The organism is Streptomyces yerevanensis, from assembly GCF_000716805.1.
Classification (GTDB): Bacteria; Actinomycetota; Actinomycetes; order Streptomycetales; family Streptomycetaceae; genus Streptomyces; species Streptomyces flaveus.
Map to the genome: position 1 here is coordinate 1 of NZ_JNWJ01000058.1, position 17,353 is coordinate 17,353.

Here is a 17,353-nt window from a genome sequence, read left to right on the forward strand (position 1 = left end):
TTGGGGGCGCGGGCTTCCCCCGGGGGCGGGCTTGTGCGGCGAGCGGGCTTTCTCGGGGCACGGGCAGGCGCAGGCTTTTCAGGGGCGCGGGGCTGTATCAATGTGCGGCTCCGCCGCGCGGGCGCGACCAGCCACGACGCACCCGCAGCCGCGACACGCAGTGTCACCCACCACCCCCTGGCGGGGGCCAGGGGCGCAGCCCCTGGGATGGGACGGGTAGGGGCGGCGGGGGCGAAGAAACCCCTTGTCCCGACCCCGGCGGTCCGGGATCCGGACGGGAGTTGCGGGCGGACGATCAGACTGCGTATGTTCGATGGCAGGTCATGAGTGACAGCCAAAAGGCCCCGGCCGGCTGTCCGGCAACCCTCCGTCCGTGGCGGGGTGCCCCGGGTGAAGACCAGGTCGTAGGCAGCAAGGCCTGCGACAAGCGCGGACCCCTCGCACAGACCAGGGGTCCTGGTCTTGAGGGAGTGTCATGTCTGTCTCCACCGCTGTCGCCGAGCAGTCCGTCGCCGAGCCGTTGCCCGTTCTGGGACGTGACGTCACCGTCCCGCTCGTCACCGGCGGCGAGGTCACGTACGCCGCACTCGACTACGCCGCCAGTGCCCCGGCCCTCCAGCGCGTCTGGGACGACGTGGCCGCGTACGCGCCGTACTACGGGAGCGTGCACCGTGGGGCCGGGTACCTGTCCCAGCTGTCCACCGACCTGTTCGAGAACGCCCGGAAGACCGTCGCCGAGTTTCTCGACTGCCGGGACGGTGACCAGGTCGTTTTCACCCGGTCCACCACCGACTCGCTGAACCTGCTCGCCGCCGCCCTCCCCGCCGACTGCCAGGTCTACGTCTTCGAGACCGAGCACCACGCCTCGCTGCTGCCCTGGCGGGAGGCCCGCGTCACGTACCTCGACGCGCCGCGCACGCCCGCCCAGGCCGTCGCCATCCTCGAGCGCGCTCTCGCCGAACGCGACCCCGAGGGGCCGGCTCTCGTCTGCGTCACCGGTGCCTCGAACGTCACCGGCGAGCTGTGGCCCGTACGCGAACTGGCCGCTGCCGCGCACGCACACGGTGCGCGGATCGTGCTCGACGCCGCACAGCTGGCGCCCCATCACCCCGTCTCCGTACGGGAGTTGGACGTCGACTGGGTCGCGTTCTCGGGGCACAAGCTGTACGCGCCCTTCGGGGCGGGTGTGCTGGCCGGGCGCTCCGACTGGCTGCGTACGGCCGACCCGTACCTCGCGGGCGGCGGTGCGAGCCGGAAGGTCTCTCGGCGTACGGACGGCGGCGTCGATGTGGAGTGGCATGACAGTGCCGCCCGCCATGAGGCCGGGTCGCCCAACGTCATCGGCGCCTACTCCATCGCCTCCGCCTGCAAGGCCCTCACCGAGGCCGGCTTCGACACGCTCGTCGCCCGTGAGCAGCATCTGATCGACACCGTACGGGCAGGTCTCGCCGAGGTGCCCGAGGTCCGGGTCCTCTCCCTCTTCGGGGACGACGCCCCGCGCGTCGGCGTCATCTCCTTCGTCGTCGAGGGGTGGAACAGCTCGCACTTCGCCGCCGCGCTCTCCGCCGAGTACGGCATCGGGGTACGGGATGGGCTGTTCTGCGCCCACCCTCTCCTTCGTACCCTTCTCGGCAGTGACCCGCAGACCCAGGGCGAGTGCGGCGCACCCGAGGCCGCGCCCGGTGAGAAGTCGCTCAACGCGATCCGGGTGAGCTTCGGGGCGGGGACGCCGGACGAGCACGTGGAGCGGTTCGTGGGCGCGGTCAAGGAGCTGGTGAGGGACGGCGCACGGTGGAACTACCGTACGGAGGACGGCCGTTGTGTCCCGGACACCTCCACCGGCACGTCTGCCGCAACCTCCGCGTGAACCGGTAGCCGGGCGCCCAGCAGGATCATCCGCAGGGCCCGCTCGGTCGCGTCCGTGAGGAGTTCGCTGCCGCGGACCAGTGCTTCGGCGAGGGCCATCGGGGCGGGGAGGATGCCGGTGAAGGCGTCCACACCCGGCACCGTGTGCGCGCCCTCGCCGAGCGTGCCCGCGAGGGCGAGGACCGGACGCCCGTGCAGCTTGGCGCGGCGGGCCACCTCCGCCGGGATCTTGCCGCGCGGCGTCTGCAGGTCCAGGGCGCCCTCGGCGGTGAGGACCAGGTCGGCGCGGGCGAGGCGGGCGTCCAGGTCGAGGTGGTCCAGGAGGACGTCGAAGCGGGGGAGGAGTCGGGCGCCCAGGGCGGCCAGGCCCGCGCCCAGGCCTCCGGAGGCGCCGGTTCCGGGGCCGCCGCACAGGTCGGAAGTGACCGAGAGGTCCCGCTTGAGGACGTACGCCCAGTTCTCCAGGCCCGCCGACAGCTCCTCGACCTGCGCGGGCGTCGCGCCCTTCTGCGGGCCGAAGACCCGCGCCACGCCGCGCTCGCCGCACAGCACGTTGTACGGGTTGCAGGCGACCAGCAGTTCCGTCTCCGCCAGACGGGCGTCGAGGCCGGTCGGGTCGATTCGGTGCAGGCGGATCAACTCCCGTCCGCCGTGCGGGAGTTCGAAGCCGTCCGCGTCGAGCAGCCGGGCGCCGAGTGCCTGGAGCGCACCGGCGCCCCCGTCCGACGTACCCGAATCGCCGCAGCCCACCAGGATCCGCCGTACGCCCGTGTCGAGGGCGGCGCGGATCAGTTCGCCGACGCCGTACGTGGTCGTGGCGCCCGGGTCGCGCAGGCTGTGCGGGACGAGGGAGAGGCCCGCGACCGCCGCCATCTCCACCACCGCCGTGTCCCGCGAACCGAGGAGCGCGAAGTGGGTGCCGACGAGTTCCCCCACCGGACCCGTGGCGGGCAGGGCGACCAGCCTGCCTCCGGTCGAGGCGGCCAGTGCGGCGGCCGTGCCCTCGCCGCCGTCGACCAGGGGGATGAGGTCGATCTCGGCGTCGGGGACGACACGGCGTACGCCGGCCGCGATGGCGTCGGCGGCGGCCCGGGCGGACAGGGACTCCTTGAAGCCGCTGGGGGCCACGGCGAAACGGGTCAGCATGGTGGAACTCCTTGTGGACTTCAGAGGGTTGAGGGGGTTGGGGGTGAGGGCTTCGGGACCGCGGGCGTCAGGGCTTGAGGACCGGCACGCCCAGCAGCGGCCATACCGCGAGCGCGAAGAGCAGGACGAGTGCGGCGGTCAGCGGGGCCAGTACGGCGGACAGGCGCAGCAGGTCGTGCGAGGTGTAGGTCGGCGTGCCGGGGATCTCGGCGAAGAGCGTGACCGGTTTCGCGGAGGCCGGGAGCGTGTGGCAGAAGCCGGCCGCTGCGGTGGACGCCAGCGCGGCGGCCACCGGGTTGACGCCGGCGCCCACGGCCGCCGCGATGACCAGCGGGACGAGGACGGACGAGCGGGCCGAACGGGACTGGAGCACGAGATGCGCCGCCGTGCTGACCGCGATGACGAGCGCGAGGAAGAGCCACGGCTCCACATCGACCGGCAGGCCGGCGACCAGCCACTTCGCCGCCCCGGAATTCGCGAGCGCGACGCCCATCGCCATCGTCGCGGCCATGAAGAGGAGCAGCGACCAGGGGACGGTCTTGAGGGCGTCCTTGAGATGTACGGTGCCGAGCGCGGGGGAGGACGCGACGATCGCGCCGATCAGGGCGACGATCGCGGGGGGCACCTGGTGGAGCGGTTCGCTGCACCACAGGGCCACCACGGTGGCGAGCAGCATCAGACAGCGGGACTCGGCGGACGACCACGGACCGGTGACCGGGTTCTCGCTGTGCCGCTGGATGTCATCGGCCGTGATCCGTACGGGACCTCGGCGGTCCGCGCGCCGTGTGGTCGTCAACAGCACGACCTCGGCGGCCAGATGGGAGGAGGCCACCGCCAATGGCAGGCCGATCAGCAGCCATTGTGTGAAGCCGACCCGGTTGCCGGTCGCCTCCCACAGCACCGACACCGTGATCAGATGCGCTCCCGCACCGATCAGGGTCGCCACCGCGGACAGAAGGATCACGGTCGGAAACAGCAGCGCCAGCATCACGACCAGTCGCTTCCGGTCGGCCAGCACCTTGGCGAGCGCGAGGAACACCGGCAGCGCGAGCGCCGCCCGGCCGGAGGTCGCGGGCACCGCGAAGGCCGTCACGACCAGCGCCGCCGTGGTCAGATGGGCCAGCTGACGGACGCTGCGCGCGCCGCTGACCAGGAACGCGGCCGCCCGTCCGGCGAGTCCCGTCCGGGCCACCGCCGCCGCGAGCACGAAGGCGCAGATCAGCAGCCACACGGTCGAGTCGCCGAGAGTGCCGAAGAGCGTCTCGCTGCTGATCACCCCGGTCACCGTGAGGGCGAGTCCGGCACCCAGGGCGATGTACGTGTCGTCGATGGGCGTACCGATCCAGGCGCAGGTCGCAAGCGCGAAGACGGCGAGCGTCAGTCTCGCGTCACCGCTGAGCCCGGGGAAGTTACCGGGCACGACCAGCAGGGCGCAGATGCTGAGGGCCACGCAGAGGGCGGCGGCTTGGCGTATTTGTGGGGAAGTCAGGCTCACGACATCCAGAGTTCATGCGCGCGGTGAGCCCTCAATGAGCCTTGGATGAAGGGAACTTCATGCGGCCGGGCCCGGCGTCATCCGGGCAGCCGGTACCCCATCCCGCGCACCGTCTCCACGCTCTGCGCCCCCAGCTTCTTGCGCAGCGAACGGACGTACACGTCAACGATGTTGGACCCCGGATCGAAGTCGTAGCCCCATACGTGGGACAGGATCTGCTCGCGCGAAAGGACCTGTCCGGGGTGGCGCAGGAACAGCTCCAGGAGTACGAACTCACGCGCCGTCAGATCGACCGTCCGCTCTCCCGCGCGGGCCCGGCGGGTGCGCAGGTCCAGGGTCAGGTCCCCGCCGCGCAGCATGGTCACCTCGGGCGCCCCGACCGCCGTACGCAGCCGCAGCCGCACCCGGGCGAGGAGTTCCTCGAAGCGGAACGGCTTGGTCATCCAGTCGTCGGCACCGCCCTCCAGACCGGCCACCGTGTCGCGTACGGAGTCCCGGGCGGTCAGCACGATCACCGGGACCGTCACCCGGGCCTCACGCAGTTCCCGCAGCACCGTGAAGCCGTCCCGGCCCGGCAGCCCGATGTCGAGGATCACGAGGTCGAAGCCACCGGTCAGCGCGTACTCGTAGGCCGCGTCGCCGTCGCCGACGACAGTCGTGGTGAAACCGCCCGCACGCAGCCCTTTCTCGACGAAGGAGGCGATGCGCTCCTCGTCCTCGACGATCAGGATCCGGTTCATGCGCGACAACCCGTCATGTGCGTTCCTCTTCCAGTACGAGTACGAAGGTGGCCCCGCCGCCCTCGGTGTCCCGCAGCTCCACCTGCCCGCGATGCCCCTCCGCGATGGCCCGGACGATCGACAGGCCAAGGCCCGCGCCGGAGCCGCGGGCGCCGCGCCGTGCGGTGCCCCGGCGGAACCGTTCGAAGATCAGCTCGGCGTCCTGCGGCTGAACGCCGGGCCCCGAGTCGGCGACGTACAGCTCGATGCGGGAGCCGGTGAGGCGCGAGCCGATGCGGATGGCCTGGCCGGGGGTCGTGTGCTGTACGGCGTTCTGCGCGAGCTGCACCATCGCCTGGGTGATGCGCTGCGGGTCGAGGCGGACCTCCCCGTCGGCGACTTCGGCCAGTTCCCAGCGGCGCTCACCGAGCGTGCGGGCCTTGACGAAGACATCGGCGGTGAGCTCGCCGAGCTGTACGGGCTCGGGCGTGACGAAGTCGGGGCGCTCGGCCTTGGCGAGCAGCAGCAGGTCCTCGACGATCCGGCTCATCCGGTCCAGCTCGTCGGTGACCAGACGTACGGTCTCCTCGCGCTCGGCCGGATCGTCGCCCATCAGTTCCAGGTGACCGCGCACGATCGTGATCGGGGTGCGCAGCTCGTGGCCCGCGTCGTCGACGAACTCCCGCTGCGCGGCGAAGGCCCGCTCCAGGCGGTCCAGCATCGCGTTGAACGTCTCGGCGAGTGCGGCAACGTCGTCCCGGCCCTGGACCGGGATACGGCGGGTGAGGTCCTGCTCGGTGAGCTGTGCGGCGGCGGTACGGACCAGGCGTACGGGATTGAGGATCCGCCCGGCCACCACCCAGCCGATGCCCGTCGTCATCACCAGCGCGACCCCGGAGATGGCCAGCAGGATACGGAACACCTCGTTCGCGCGGGCCTGCTCGCGCCCGGGGTGGAAGGCGACGACGAAGGCGGCCTCGGGCTCGCCGCCGGACCGGGCGATGGCGACCTTGGCCCAGCGGATCTCTCCGGAGGCGCGGTGCAGCGTACCGGTGGAGTCGGGGGACTCGAAGATGCGGCGACGGGCTTCCCGGTCGTTGTGCAGCGGCCGGGGGACGTCGATCTCGCGTTGCTGGGTGCGCTGTGCGGGGCCCTGGTCCGGCCGTCCGATCAGGCCGATCAGCTCCTCGTCGGGATCGGCGTACTGCCGCTCGAGGAAGACCACCAGCAGCCGCTCGGGGTCGGTGAAGGGACGACCGGTCTCCGGGTCCTTGCCCCGGGTCTCGAAGTTGGCGAACTCACCGGTCTCCTGCGCGAGCAGCCGGCTGACCCGGTTGTCGACGTCGCGCAGAAGGATCGAGCGCGTGGTCATGGCCACCGCCGCGAAGGCGACCGCCGTCACGAGCAGCAGCCAGAGCAGGATGCGGACCCGGGCCGTGATCCACCGGCGTACGGGAACGGGCTCAGCCGTCGTCGCCGGGACCGTCGTCGTCGCCGGGCCCGTCGTCATCCGACCCGCCACCTGTTCCGCCGCCGCTCGTCTTGCCACCTGTCGCGTCGTCCGTCCCGGCTCCCGCTCCGCCGTCGTCGTTGTTGTCGTCGTCGGTCACCGGAGGCCGGGAGACGACCTCGTCACTGGGGGTGGGTTTCTTCGAGGGGGTCTCCGAAGGTGTCCCACCCTTGTCGAGCTCGACCTTGGCGGGGACCTTGGGAGACTCCGGGCTGTCGGTCAGGGCGTAACTGGTCGCGGCGATCCCCAGCGGAATGGCCACGACGGCCGTGAGGGCTGCGATGCGATGAGAGAAGCTCATGGCCCAGATCCTCCGGCCGGAACCCGGCACGGAGGATGAGCCCAAGATGAGGAACTCTTCATCCGGCGGCCATGACGACCGTCAGCTGTCGAGCCCGAGGGCGAACGCGGCCTCAAGATCATGCTGCGAGTACGTACGGAACGCCACATGCGTGTCCGTGGCCTCGACCCCCGGAATCTTGCTGATCTGCCCGGGGATGATGTCCGCCAGATCGTCATGAGCCTTTACCCGGACCATGGCGATCAGGTCGTAGGTGCCGGTCACGGAGAAGACCTCGCTGACGGAGTCCAGCGCCGCGATCGACTCGGCGATCTCAGGAATCCGGTCCACGCTGGTCTTGATGAGCACGATCGCGGTGATCACGGCTGGTTTTCTCCCTCGGTGGCCTTCGCTGGGGATTTCACTGTAGCCGTCCAGCGATAGCGCACCCACGCGTAGCCGAAGCCGAACGAGAACCCCAGCAAGTGGGCCAGATACGCGACCCCCGGGCCCCGCGTCTCGCGGGTCGCCGCCAGCCACTGGAGGGACGCCCAGAACGGCAGGACCACCCAGGCCGGGAACCGCAGCGGCAGGAAGAACAGGAACGGGAAGAGACTGGTCACCCGGGCTTTGGGGAACAGGTAAAGGAACGCGCCGAGGACCGCGGAGATCGCACCGGAGGCGCCGACCAGGGTGTGTCCGGAGTCGGCGTGGGCGGCCGCGTAGCCCAGCAGGGCCAGGCAACCGCAGCCCACGTAGAAGAGGGCGTACTGGATGTGACCCATCCGTTCCTCGGCCATCCCACCGAAGACATGGAGGAAGAGCATGTTGCCGAGGAGATGCAGCCAGCTGCCGTGCACGAAGAGCGCCGTGGCCGGGGTGAGGGCGGCGCGCGGTGCCCCGCTGAACAGCTCGACGGGCACGACACCCCAGCGCTCGAAATAGGCCCGCTGCGCGGAAAGGAGCTCGTCACCGGTGCCGTACGCGGGGTTGAGCCCCGAGGCCGGGCCGACCAGGAAGATCAGACAGCACAGGGTGATCAGTGAGTGGGTCACCGGTGCGGACTGACTCCGGGCCGCACGGATGACGGTCGTACCCCAGTTGCCGATCATGGACAGATCATGACGTAACCGGACCAGATGGCACAGAGTGCCTCGCCGTTCCCTGGTGACGGGCGTCGACTACACGCCAGGCCGTAGGGTTACGAGCCAACACGCTCCGGCGTATGCCCGGCGCGGAACGAGAACTTGAGGAAAGCGAGCGACTGCGACGATGACGGTTCCCCTGCCGACTGCCGAGACCCGGTGGCGCTGCACGCTCTGCGGCAATCTCACACGCTTCGACGTGACCCGTTCGTCGAAGGTCGTCGAGTACGTGCACCTCGATCTGGCCGGTGAGCCGAAGGTCGAGGAGCGGGAGGTGGTCAGTGAGACCATCGAGTCGGTGCGCTGCCGCTGGTGCAACGCGGTGGATCAGGTGGAACTGGTGGACAGGCCGGGCGCCGGCTCCTGAGGGAGCGGGCCCCGTCGAGATATTGGGGTGACCGATGGTGGAGACCACAGGCGGGGAGCCGGCCGACGGCGCCGCTGAGGTGCTCGACCGTCCGATGCCCGACGGAGTGCGCCGCAGAGTCGTACAGATCGTCTCGGACGGCTTCGGTGGACTGACGGTCGCCGAACTGCCCACCCAGCTGCGGCAGTACGCCCGCTTCACCCCGACCCGCCGCGCCAAGTTCGCGGGGAACGCCATGGCCGCGGCGCTGGAGACCGATCCGCTCTTCCGGCAGCGGATCGGTGAGCGGTTCAGAGAGACCCAGCCGGAGCTCTGCGGTGCCCTCGACTCGGGCTCGCCGCCCCCGGCCGCGGACCCGCTCGACGTGGCGGCCGCGGCCTATGTGCTCCGGCCCACGGGCTGGGTGAAGCTGGTGACCGCCGCGGGCGAGGAGGCCCAGCGGGCGGACGCCGAGCGCGCCGACGAGGAGAACCGCGCCGAGCTGGAGCGGCTGCGCGAGGAGCTCGCCGAGGCCCGCGACCAGACCCGGGCCGAGACCGAACGGCTGCGTACGGAGCTGGAGTCGGCGAAGAGAGAGGCCGATTCGCTGCATCGCAAGCTGCGTTCGGCCCTCAGTGACGTCAAACGCGGCGAGGCCGCCCTGCGGAAGGTGCGGGGCGAGATCGAGTCCGTACGGGCCGAGGGGCAGGCCCAGGTGTCGGCCGCCGAGAGCGAGAGCCGGCGGCTGAAGGCACGGCTCGGGGAGGCCGAGGCCGCCCTGGAGACCGCCCGCAGAGCGGCGCGGGAGGGCCGCAGCGTCGAGGACATGCGCGTACGGCTGCTGCTCGACACCGTGCTCGACGCGGCACAGGGGCTGCGGCGCGAGCTGGCCCTGCCGCCCGTGTCGGTGCGGCCTGCGGAGACCGTGGACGCGGTCGAACCGGGACGTATGACCCCGAAGGACATCGCCGCCCGCGCGCTGTCCGAGAACGATCCCGCGATCCTGGACCAGCTGCTCGCGCTGCCGCAGGCGCATCTGGTCGTCGACGGCTACAACGTCACCAAGACCGGCTATCCCCAAATGCCGCTGGAGAAGCAGAGGTTGCGCCTCCTCGGCCAGCTCTCGCAGCTCGCCGCACAGACCGGCGCCGAGGTCACCTGCGTCTTCGACGGAGCCGAACTGGCCGCCCCGGTACTGCTCGCGCCGCCGCGCGGCGTGCGGGTGCTGTTCTCCAAAGCGGGCGTCACCGCTGATGAGTTGATCCGTCAGCTGGTGCGCGCCGAGCCGCCCGGGCGGCCCGTCATCGTCGCCTCGACCGACCGTGAGGTGGCCGACGGAGTGGCCAAGGCGGGCGCGCGGCCGGTGGCTTCCGCGGTGCTGCTCAAGCGATTTTCGCGGGGTTGAGCCGGGCTGTTCGGGGCAGGTGACCCGGCCGTCTCCAGCAGGGCGGAGCTTATGCGTCATACGCCCCATGAGGGTCATAGGTCCCAACCGCAACTTCTGTGCTGCTTGCCCTAATTGGCATGGTCTTCACGCAACGTAGTGTCAAGCGCGTATTACCGCATGTGAGTTCGGAGTAAAGAAAACGCTCGGTAACCGAGAATTTTCCTGCAAGGATTTGATCTGATCACAGGAGGATCACTAAGGTCTGGCCTCGAACCTCCACTCGGGCGATCACTCATTGGGAGTGACGGTGGAGGGGCACCGCCAACCGGTGTTCTCGGTGGCGGCTGAGGTAATGAAGGAGCTCGCCCACGTGGCGTCCCACCGTCGACCTAAGCAGCCGAGCCGCACCCGCGTGACCGTGCTCACCACCGCCGCCGCTGCTGCCGTGGCCCTCACCTCACAGGCGGCCAACGCCGCGCCCGGCGAAAAGCCCAGCAAGGACGAGGTCAAGTCCAAGGTCGACAAGCTCTACCACGAGTCGGAGCTGGCCACCGACAAGTACAACGGCGCCAAGGAGAAGCAGGACAAGCTGGAGAAGGAGATCGACACCCTCCAGGACCAGGTCGCACGCGGCCAGGGCGATCTCAACGAACTCCGCGACGGCCTCGGCCTGATGGCCAGCTCCCAGTACCGCACGGGCGGCATCGACCCCTCCGTGCAGCTGTTCCTCTCCTCGGACCCGGACGACTACCTCGACAAGGCGTCCGCGATGGACCAGCTGAGCTCTCAGCAGGTCGAGACGCTCAAGAAGGTCCAGGAAAAGCAGCGCACGCTCGCCCAGCAGCGCCAGGAAGCCGCCAAGAAGCTCAAGGACCTCGCCGACACCCGCGAGACCCTGGCCAAGAAGAAGAAGGAAGTCCAGAGCAAGCTCGCCGACGCGCAGAAGCTCCTCAACACCCTGACCGCCGCGGAGAAGGCGGCGCTCGCCACCGAGGAGCAGCGCGCCAGCCGTTCCGCCGGGGACCGCGTCGACCTCGGCAACGAGAAGCCGGCCTCCGGCCGCGGTGCCGCCGCCCTCGCCGCCGCCGAGACCCAGCTCGGCAAACCGTACGTCTCCGGCGGCAGCGGCCCCAACTCCTACGACTGCTCCGGGCTTACCCAGTGGGCCTACGCCCAGGCGGGGGTGTCGATCACCCGGACCACGTACACGCAGGAGAACGACGGCACGAAGATCGGTCGCGGCGAGCTCGCGCCCGGCGACCTGGTCTTCTTCAACAACCTCGGGCACGTCGGCCTGTACGCGGGCAACGGCACGATCATTCACGCCCCGAAGCCGGGCGCCGTCGTCCGCTTCGAGTCGATGAGCACCATCGGCACCTTCCAGTTCGGCGTACGCGTCTGATCCCCTCGCGCTCGGGCGATACTGGGCCGCATGCGGATACTGGGCACGGCCCGTGCCGCCGCCGGGCTGGTACTGGTCCTGGTGGCGGCGATCGGCTGCACCGGAAGCGATGACGGCGACGATGCCGGGCGTACGAATCCACCGGCGTCCACCCGCGCGGCGAGCAAGTCCCCCAGCGCGACGCCCAGTCCGAGCGCTTCGCCGGCCAACCCCGTGTCGATCCCGGGCCTGATCGAGCGCAAGCACACCGGTTCCGACCTGCGGCTCGGCGACGTACGCGCACGGACCGACGCCTACACCAGCTACACGGTCACGTACGAGGCGAACGGGCTCACCATCTCGGGCCTGATGAACATCCCCCGGGGCAAGGGACCGTTCCCGGCACTGGTGCTGGCCCACGGCTACATCGACCCGGCCATCTACACCACCGGCCGCGGGCTGGCGCGCGAGCAGGACCTGCTGGCCCGTAACGGCTACGTGGTCCTGCACACCGACTACCGCAACCACGCGGGCTCCGACAAGGACCCTGACAACGACGTCAACCTCCGCCTCGGCTACACCGAGGACGTCATCGGTGCCGCCATGGCACTGCGCTCCTCCGGCCGCCCGGAGATCGACGGCGAGCGGATCGGCCTGCTCGGCCGGTCGATGGGCGGCGGCGTCGTCTACAACACGCTGGTGGTGGCACCCGGCCTCTTCGACGCCGCGGTGGTCTTCGCGCCCGTGAGCTCACGTCCGGCCGAGAACCTCGACCACTTCCAGCGCCGTAACGGCGATCCGGTCGTCGCCGAGATCGAGGCGAAGCACGGCACCCCCAAGGAGAACCCGGAGTTCTGGGAGCAGATCTCGCCGCTCACCCACGTCGACCGGGTCACCGAGCCGCTGCTGCTGCTCCACGGCACCGCCGACGACACCTGCCCGATCGCCTGGTCGGAGCGGACGGTCGCCGACTTCGAGGCGGCGGGCAAGAGCGTCGAGTTCGTGAAGTACGCCGGTGAAGGGCACACGTTCGCGCCCCGGTGGCCGGACTCGATGGACCGGACGATGGCGTTCTTCGAGCGGCACCTTCGCTGAGCGAGCGGCGCTTTCGCTGAGTGACCGGCCCGTCCGAACGGGGGAATTCCTCCGCCTCCCACGGACCGTACGCCCCGCTGATGACCTGCTTCTGAGGCGGGACGTCACGTTCTGTGCACGCCGGGTGCTTTGTTCGCTGCGTGATCGCGCGGCTACTGTCTGGCGCGCTTCCCCCAACTCAGGGGGTCCGTAAGCGGAAGGGAGAGCGGCTTCCCATGGGGTCACATCGCCGTCCCGCACCATCCGGTCTCGACCGGGGCGCCCGCAGCGCCACCCTTTGCGTACTGTCCGCCGCGGCAGCGGCCCTCGGCGTCATTCCGGCCGGCGCCGAACCGGCCGCACCGCAGGAGGACGCCCGCGCCGAGGTGGACCGGCTGTACGCGGAGGCCGAGCGGGCCACCGATGCGCACAACAAGGCCGACGAGCGCGCGGACACCCTGCGCGAGAAGGTGACCAACGCCCAGGACCGGATCGCCCGGCAGCAGGACCGCATCAACACCATGCGGGACGCGCTCGGCCTGCTCGCCGGGGCCGAGTACCGCTCGGGCGGCCTCGGCCCCGCCCTGGCGCTGATGTTCTCCGACGACCCCGACGACTACCTCGACAAGGCGGCCGTACTCGACCGGATCAGCGCCCGCCAGGCCGGAGCACTCCGGGCCCTGAGGAGCGCCACGCGGGATCTCTCCCAGGAACGCGAGGAAGCCACCCGCCACCTCGCCGAGCTGGAGCAGAGCCGCGCGGCCGTGGCCCGCCACAAACACACCGTCGAGCGCAATCTCGCCAGGGCACAGCAGCTCCTCGGCGCGCTGCCGGACGACGCGCGCGCCACCTACGACCGGACCTCCCGCTCCGGCCGCGTCCTCGACCTCGGCGGCGCCGTCCCGTCCTCCGCGCGCGCGGCAGCCGCCGTCGCCGCGGCCCGCTCGGCCGTCGGCCGCCCGTACGTCTGGGGCGGCAACGGGCCCACCGGCTTCGACTGTTCGGGCCTCATGCAGTGGTCGTACGCGCAGGCCGGCGTCGGCCTGCCGCGCACCTCGCAGGCCCAGGCGTACGCCGGACGCCAGGTGCCGCTCTCGCAGGCGCAGCCCGGCGACCTGGTCACCTACCGCGACGACGCCAGCCATATCGGGATGTACATGGGCGACGGACAGGTGATCCACGCGCCCCACCCGGGCGCTCCCGTGCGCTACGACCCCGTCGGCATGATGCCGATCTCGTCCGTGACGCGCCCCTGACCCCCCAGACACGGGCCCCGTACGATCGGGACTCGTGGCTGGTCATAGGCGTGCGCCGTGGTGGATGGTCGGGCTGTTGCTGGCCGGCCTGGTGGGCTGCGGCTCCGCGGGCTCCGACGCCGCGGCCGCAGACGTCCAGCGGCTGCTCGACCGGCGGGCGCGGGCGGTGCTCGACGACAGCGAGAGCGCGTACGTCGCGACACAGGCGCCCAGCGGTGAACGGGCCGCCGCCCGCACCGAGTTCGAGCGGCTACGGGCCCTGCCGCTGGCGTCCTGGTCCTACCGCGTGACCGGCTTCCACCGCTCCGGCGACCGCGCCACGGCCGACGCGGACCTCCGCTACCGCATAGCCGGGTACGACAGGGCGCCCCTCGTCACCGCCCGCACCCTGAGCCTGGGACGCGCCGACGGCCGCTGGTACGTCGCCTCCGACCGGCCGGCCGAGGACGCCGGCGAGCAGCTGTGGGAGCAGGGGGCCGTCGAGGTCGTACGCGGGGAGCGCAGCCTCGTCCTCGGCGTCGGGCAGACGGCCGAGGCCCTGCGCGGGTACGCGGAACTGGCCGACCGCGCGGTGCCCGCGGTGCGGGAGGCGTGGGGCGAGGAATGGTCGGGACGGGTCGTCGTCCTCGTACCGAAGTCGCTGGAGGAGATGGCGGAGCTGCTCGGGGCGCCCGCGTCCGGATACCGGGGGATAGCGGCGGTCACCACCGGCGAGACGGGCGGCGCGGCGCAGGCGCCCGCGGACCGGATCGTGGTCAACCCCGACGCGTACGCCGTCCTCGGAGACTTCGGCCGGCAGGTCGTCCTCACCCACGAGACCACCCATGTCGCGACCCGCGCCCAGACCACGGCGGCGACCCCCCTGTGGCTCTCCGAGGGCTACGCGGACTGGGTCGGCTACCGCGGCACCGGCCGCGCCCCCGCACAGGCCGCCCCCGAACTGCGGGACGCGGTCCGCGAGGGGCGGATGCCCGGTGGGCTCCCGGCCGACAAGGACTTCGAGTTCGGCGGGGAGACGGGCGGCCTTGCGCAGGCGTACGAGGCCGGCTGGATGGCCTGCCGGCTGATCGCCGAACGGTGGGGCGAGGTGCGCCTCGGCGAGTTCTACCGCGCCGTGGGCGCGCACGGGAGGCGCGAGGGTGCGGTTCAGGCCGCGATGCGGGAGGTGCTGGACACGACCCCGGAGAAGTTCACCGAGCGGTGGCGGGCGTATCTGCGCTCTCAACTCGGCTGAATCAGTTCCTCGGTGCGGGGCGCCCGAGCGGGTTCCGGAGCCGGCGGCGCGGACGGGACCGTGTCGCGCCAGAGGCGCAGCGCCGCGATGACCGTCGCTGCGACCAGCAGGCCGTTGCGGGCGAAGAGGAGGGTGATGCCCAGTGCGTCGCTGGCCACGACATGGCCGAACCAGAGGGGGAACTCCAGGACCGTCAGGAAGGCCGCCGCGAGCAGCAGGACGGTCGGCAGGGGCATCCGGCTGTCGCGGAAGACCAGGCAGACGGCGGCGAGGCCGATCAGCCACACCAGGTACTGCGGGCTGATCACCCGGCTGGTGACCGTGAACAGGAGCACGGCCACGAACGCGGCGTCCGCGAGCGTGTGCGGCGCGAACCGCCTGGCGCGCAGCCGCCACAGCAGGAGCCAGCCGAAGGCGAGCACGGTCAGCATGAGAGCCGCGGTGCTCACGACACCGACGTACGGGCCGACGAACTCCACGGAGCCGTAGTTGAGCTTCACCTCGCCCTCCCAGCCGTAGTGCCGGGCGACGTGGAAGACGAGGGAGCCGACGGACTCGACCTCGGTGCCCCGGTCGCGCTGGGAGGTCAGGAACGCGAACGCGCCGGGCATCGCGACGAACAGCAACAGGAGCGACGTGGCCGTCACCGCCGCGGCGTCCCAGGGCCTCCGTTTCGTGGCGCCCACGAGCAGCAGCGCCGGCCACACCTTCAGGAGCGCGCCGAAGGCCGCGAGCGCGCCCAGCAACCGTGGCCGCCCTACGCCCGCGAGCAGCGCCGCCACGGCGACGGCCGTCACCATCACGTCATAGCGGGCGTACACCGTCGGGCCGAGCAGGGGGACACCCACCGTCCACACCCAGGCGCCGCGCGGACTCCGGCCGGGGCGCCGGCCCGCGTACCCGAGCAGGGCGAGGACGCACAGGTCGGCGAGGCAGGCGAGGACGAAGAACGCCGAGGCGTAGTCGAGGAACGGCAGCAGTGCGGGGGAGAGGATGGGGAGCGCGGCGGCGGGCGGATACTGCCAGGCCACGTCGCTCAGCGGGAAGGTGCCGTCGCGCAGGGTGTGGTACCAGCCCTGGTAGATCCCCGAGACGTCACTCGTGACGTCCGGACCCGGGAACACGACCACCTTGAAGACGAAGAGGAGCAGCACAATCCTGGTCAGGCACCAGACCGCGAGCAGCCCGTACGGAACCCTTGTCGCCCTTGCGCCCGCCATGGCCACCCAGTTCTCTCGATACGGATTCCGTGTGTGGCCATGATGGCCTGCCCGACTGTGAGCGGGCCAATGAAACGAGGCCGGGCGGAGCCGTGAGAGCCGGGCCGGGACGGGTTCGATACTGTCGGGCCCGATGCACAAGACCCTCATCGTGACCAACGACTTCCCGCCCAGACCGGGTGGCATCCAGGCCTTCCTGCACAACATGGCGCTACGCCTGGACCCCGACCGGCTCGTCGTCTACGCGTCCACGTGGAAACGCGGACGCGACGGCATCGAGGCGACCGCCGCCTTCGACGCCGAGCAGCCCTTCACCGTCGTACGCGACCGCACGACGATGCTGCTGCCGACACCGGACGCCACGCGACGGGCCGTCGGGCTGCTGCGGGGGCACGGCTGCACGTCGGTGTGGTTCGGCGCGGCGGCTCCGCTCGGCCTGATGGCGCCCGCACTCCGCAAGGCCGGTGCAGAGCGCCTCGTGGCCACCACACACGGCCACGAGGCGGGCTGGGCCCAGCTGCCCGCCTCACGCCAACTCCTGCGCCGTATCGGCGAGTCCACGGACACGATCACCTACCTCGGCGAGTACACCCGTTCACGGATCGCCACCGCGCTGACGCCCGCGGCGGCGGGCCGTATGGTCCAACTGCCGCCCGGCGTCGACGAGAAGACCTTCCACCCCGGTTCGGGCGGAGCTGCCGTACGGGCCCGCCTCGGCCTCACCGACCGCCCGGTGGTCGTCTGTGTCTCACGGCTCGTCCCGCGCAAGGGCCAGGACACGCTCATCCTCGCCATGCCGCGCATCCTCGCGAAGGAGCCGGATGCCGTCCTGCTGATCGTCGGCGGCGGACCGTACGAGAAGGAACTGCGCAAACTCGCGTACGAGACCGGGGTCGCCGACTCCGTGCACTTCACCGGCGCCGTCCCCTGGTCCGAACTCCCCGCCCACTACGGCGCGGGCGACGTCTTCGCCATGCCCTGCCGCACCCGCCGGGGCGGGCTCGACGTGGAGGGCCTCGGCATCGTCTACCTGGAGGCCTCCGCGACGGGCCTGCCGGTCGTCGCCGGCGACTCCGGCGGCGCGCCGGACGCCGTGCTGGACGGCGAGACCGGCTGGGTCGTCCGAGGCGGCTCCCCGGAGGCGGCAGCGGACCGCATCGTCACGCTCCTGGGCGACGCGGAGCTTCGGCGCCGGATGGGGGAGCGGGGGCGGGAGTGGGTCGAGGAAAGGTGGCGCTGGGACTTGCTGGCGGACCGCTTGCGGGAGTTGCTGTAGCGGGAGCCCTAGGCGGAA

16 protein-coding genes and 1 riboswitch are annotated in these 17,353 nt (G+C 71.3%); of the genes, 8 read left to right on the forward strand and 8 right to left on the reverse strand.

Annotated features, from left to right (window positions below):
- Positions 1–319 precede the first annotated feature (319 nt).
- Positions 320–436: riboswitch (SAM riboswitch) on the forward strand.
- A gap of 39 nt (positions 437–475) precedes the next feature.
- A complete protein-coding gene (locus OP79_RS38930) occupies positions 476–1,867 on the forward strand; it encodes an aminotransferase class V-fold PLP-dependent enzyme (RefSeq protein ID WP_033327383.1) in 1,392 nt (463 codons plus the stop codon).
- Here OP79_RS38930 and OP79_RS38935 read toward each other — a convergent pair.
- The 7 genes from OP79_RS38935 to OP79_RS38965 form a co-directional block, all read right to left on the reverse strand.
- Entirely contained in the window at positions 1,798–3,012 is a 1,215-nt protein-coding gene (locus OP79_RS38935) for a glycerate kinase (RefSeq protein WP_033327384.1), read from the reverse strand. The genes OP79_RS38930 and OP79_RS38935 overlap by 70 nt on opposite strands.
- A 67-nt stretch (positions 3,013–3,079) precedes the next feature.
- A complete protein-coding gene (locus OP79_RS38940) occupies positions 3,080–4,501 on the reverse strand; it encodes an SLC13 family permease (RefSeq protein WP_425428670.1) in 1,422 nt (473 codons plus the stop codon).
- Positions 4,502–4,584: 83 nt separating this feature from the next.
- Entirely contained in the window at positions 4,585–5,247 is a 663-nt protein-coding gene (locus OP79_RS38945; RefSeq protein ID WP_033327386.1) for a response regulator transcription factor, read from the reverse strand.
- A gap of 13 nt (positions 5,248–5,260) precedes the next feature.
- Positions 5,261–6,736 carry a sensor histidine kinase gene (locus OP79_RS38950; RefSeq protein WP_078492284.1) on the reverse strand — a complete coding sequence of 492 codons (1,476 nt, stop codon included), beginning with the start codon at positions 6,734–6,736 and terminating at the stop codon, positions 5,261–5,263.
- Positions 6,690–7,037 carry a hypothetical protein gene (locus OP79_RS38955; RefSeq protein WP_033327387.1) on the reverse strand — a complete coding sequence of 116 codons (348 nt, stop codon included), beginning with the start codon at positions 7,035–7,037 and terminating at the stop codon, positions 6,690–6,692. Before OP79_RS38955 ends, OP79_RS38950 begins: the two co-directional genes overlap by 47 nt.
- A gap of 81 nt (positions 7,038–7,118) precedes the next feature.
- On the reverse strand, positions 7,119–7,400 hold the full coding sequence (locus OP79_RS38960; RefSeq protein ID WP_033327388.1) for an Lrp/AsnC family transcriptional regulator: 282 nt from the start codon (positions 7,398–7,400) through the stop codon (positions 7,119–7,121).
- Positions 7,397–8,128 carry a rhomboid family intramembrane serine protease gene (locus tag OP79_RS38965; RefSeq protein WP_033327389.1) on the reverse strand — a complete coding sequence of 244 codons (732 nt, stop codon included), beginning with the start codon at positions 8,126–8,128 and terminating at the stop codon, positions 7,397–7,399. The genes OP79_RS38960 and OP79_RS38965 overlap by 4 nt, the downstream gene beginning before the upstream one ends.
- 160 nt (positions 8,129–8,288) lie before the next feature.
- Here OP79_RS38965 and OP79_RS38970 point away from each other — a divergent pair, with 160 nt between their 5' ends.
- The 6 genes from OP79_RS38970 to OP79_RS38995 all read left to right on the forward strand — a co-directional run bounded on the left by OP79_RS38970 (position 8,289) and on the right by OP79_RS38995 (position 14,839).
- Complete coding sequence (locus OP79_RS38970) at positions 8,289–8,528, forward strand: hypothetical protein (RefSeq protein WP_033327390.1); 240 nt, start codon at positions 8,289–8,291, stop codon at positions 8,526–8,528.
- A gap of 34 nt (positions 8,529–8,562) precedes the next feature.
- Positions 8,563–9,912, forward strand: coding sequence for an NYN domain-containing protein (locus OP79_RS38975; protein ID WP_033327391.1), 1,350 nt, complete (start codon positions 8,563–8,565; stop codon positions 9,910–9,912).
- 352 nt (positions 9,913–10,264) lie between these two features.
- The gene (locus tag OP79_RS38980) at positions 10,265–11,296 is read left to right on the forward strand and encodes a C40 family peptidase (RefSeq protein ID WP_033327436.1); all 1,032 of its coding nucleotides are present in this window, start codon (positions 10,265–10,267) and stop codon (positions 11,294–11,296) included.
- Between the two features lie 30 nt (positions 11,297–11,326).
- The gene (locus OP79_RS38985; RefSeq protein ID WP_078492285.1) at positions 11,327–12,370 is read left to right on the forward strand and encodes an alpha/beta hydrolase family protein; all 1,044 of its coding nucleotides are present in this window, start codon (positions 11,327–11,329) and stop codon (positions 12,368–12,370) included.
- A gap of 215 nt (positions 12,371–12,585) precedes the next feature.
- Complete coding sequence (locus OP79_RS38990) at positions 12,586–13,605, forward strand: C40 family peptidase (RefSeq protein WP_033327392.1); 1,020 nt, start codon at positions 12,586–12,588, stop codon at positions 13,603–13,605.
- Between the two features lie 64 nt (positions 13,606–13,669).
- The gene (locus tag OP79_RS38995) at positions 13,670–14,839 is read left to right on the forward strand and encodes a lipoprotein (RefSeq protein ID WP_033327393.1); all 1,170 of its coding nucleotides are present in this window, start codon (positions 13,670–13,672) and stop codon (positions 14,837–14,839) included.
- On the opposite strand, the gene OP79_RS39000 is transcribed toward OP79_RS38995, so the two are convergent.
- Positions 14,827–16,059, reverse strand: coding sequence for a glycosyltransferase family 87 protein (locus OP79_RS39000; RefSeq protein ID WP_033327394.1), 1,233 nt, complete (start codon positions 16,057–16,059; stop codon positions 14,827–14,829). The genes OP79_RS38995 and OP79_RS39000 overlap by 13 nt on opposite strands.
- A 133-nt stretch (positions 16,060–16,192) precedes the next feature.
- On the opposite strand from OP79_RS39000, the gene OP79_RS39005 reads away from it, so the two are divergent.
- A complete protein-coding gene (locus OP79_RS39005; protein ID WP_033327396.1) occupies positions 16,193–17,335 on the forward strand; it encodes a glycosyltransferase family 4 protein in 1,143 nt (380 codons plus the stop codon).
- Positions 17,336–17,353 lie beyond the last annotated feature (18 nt).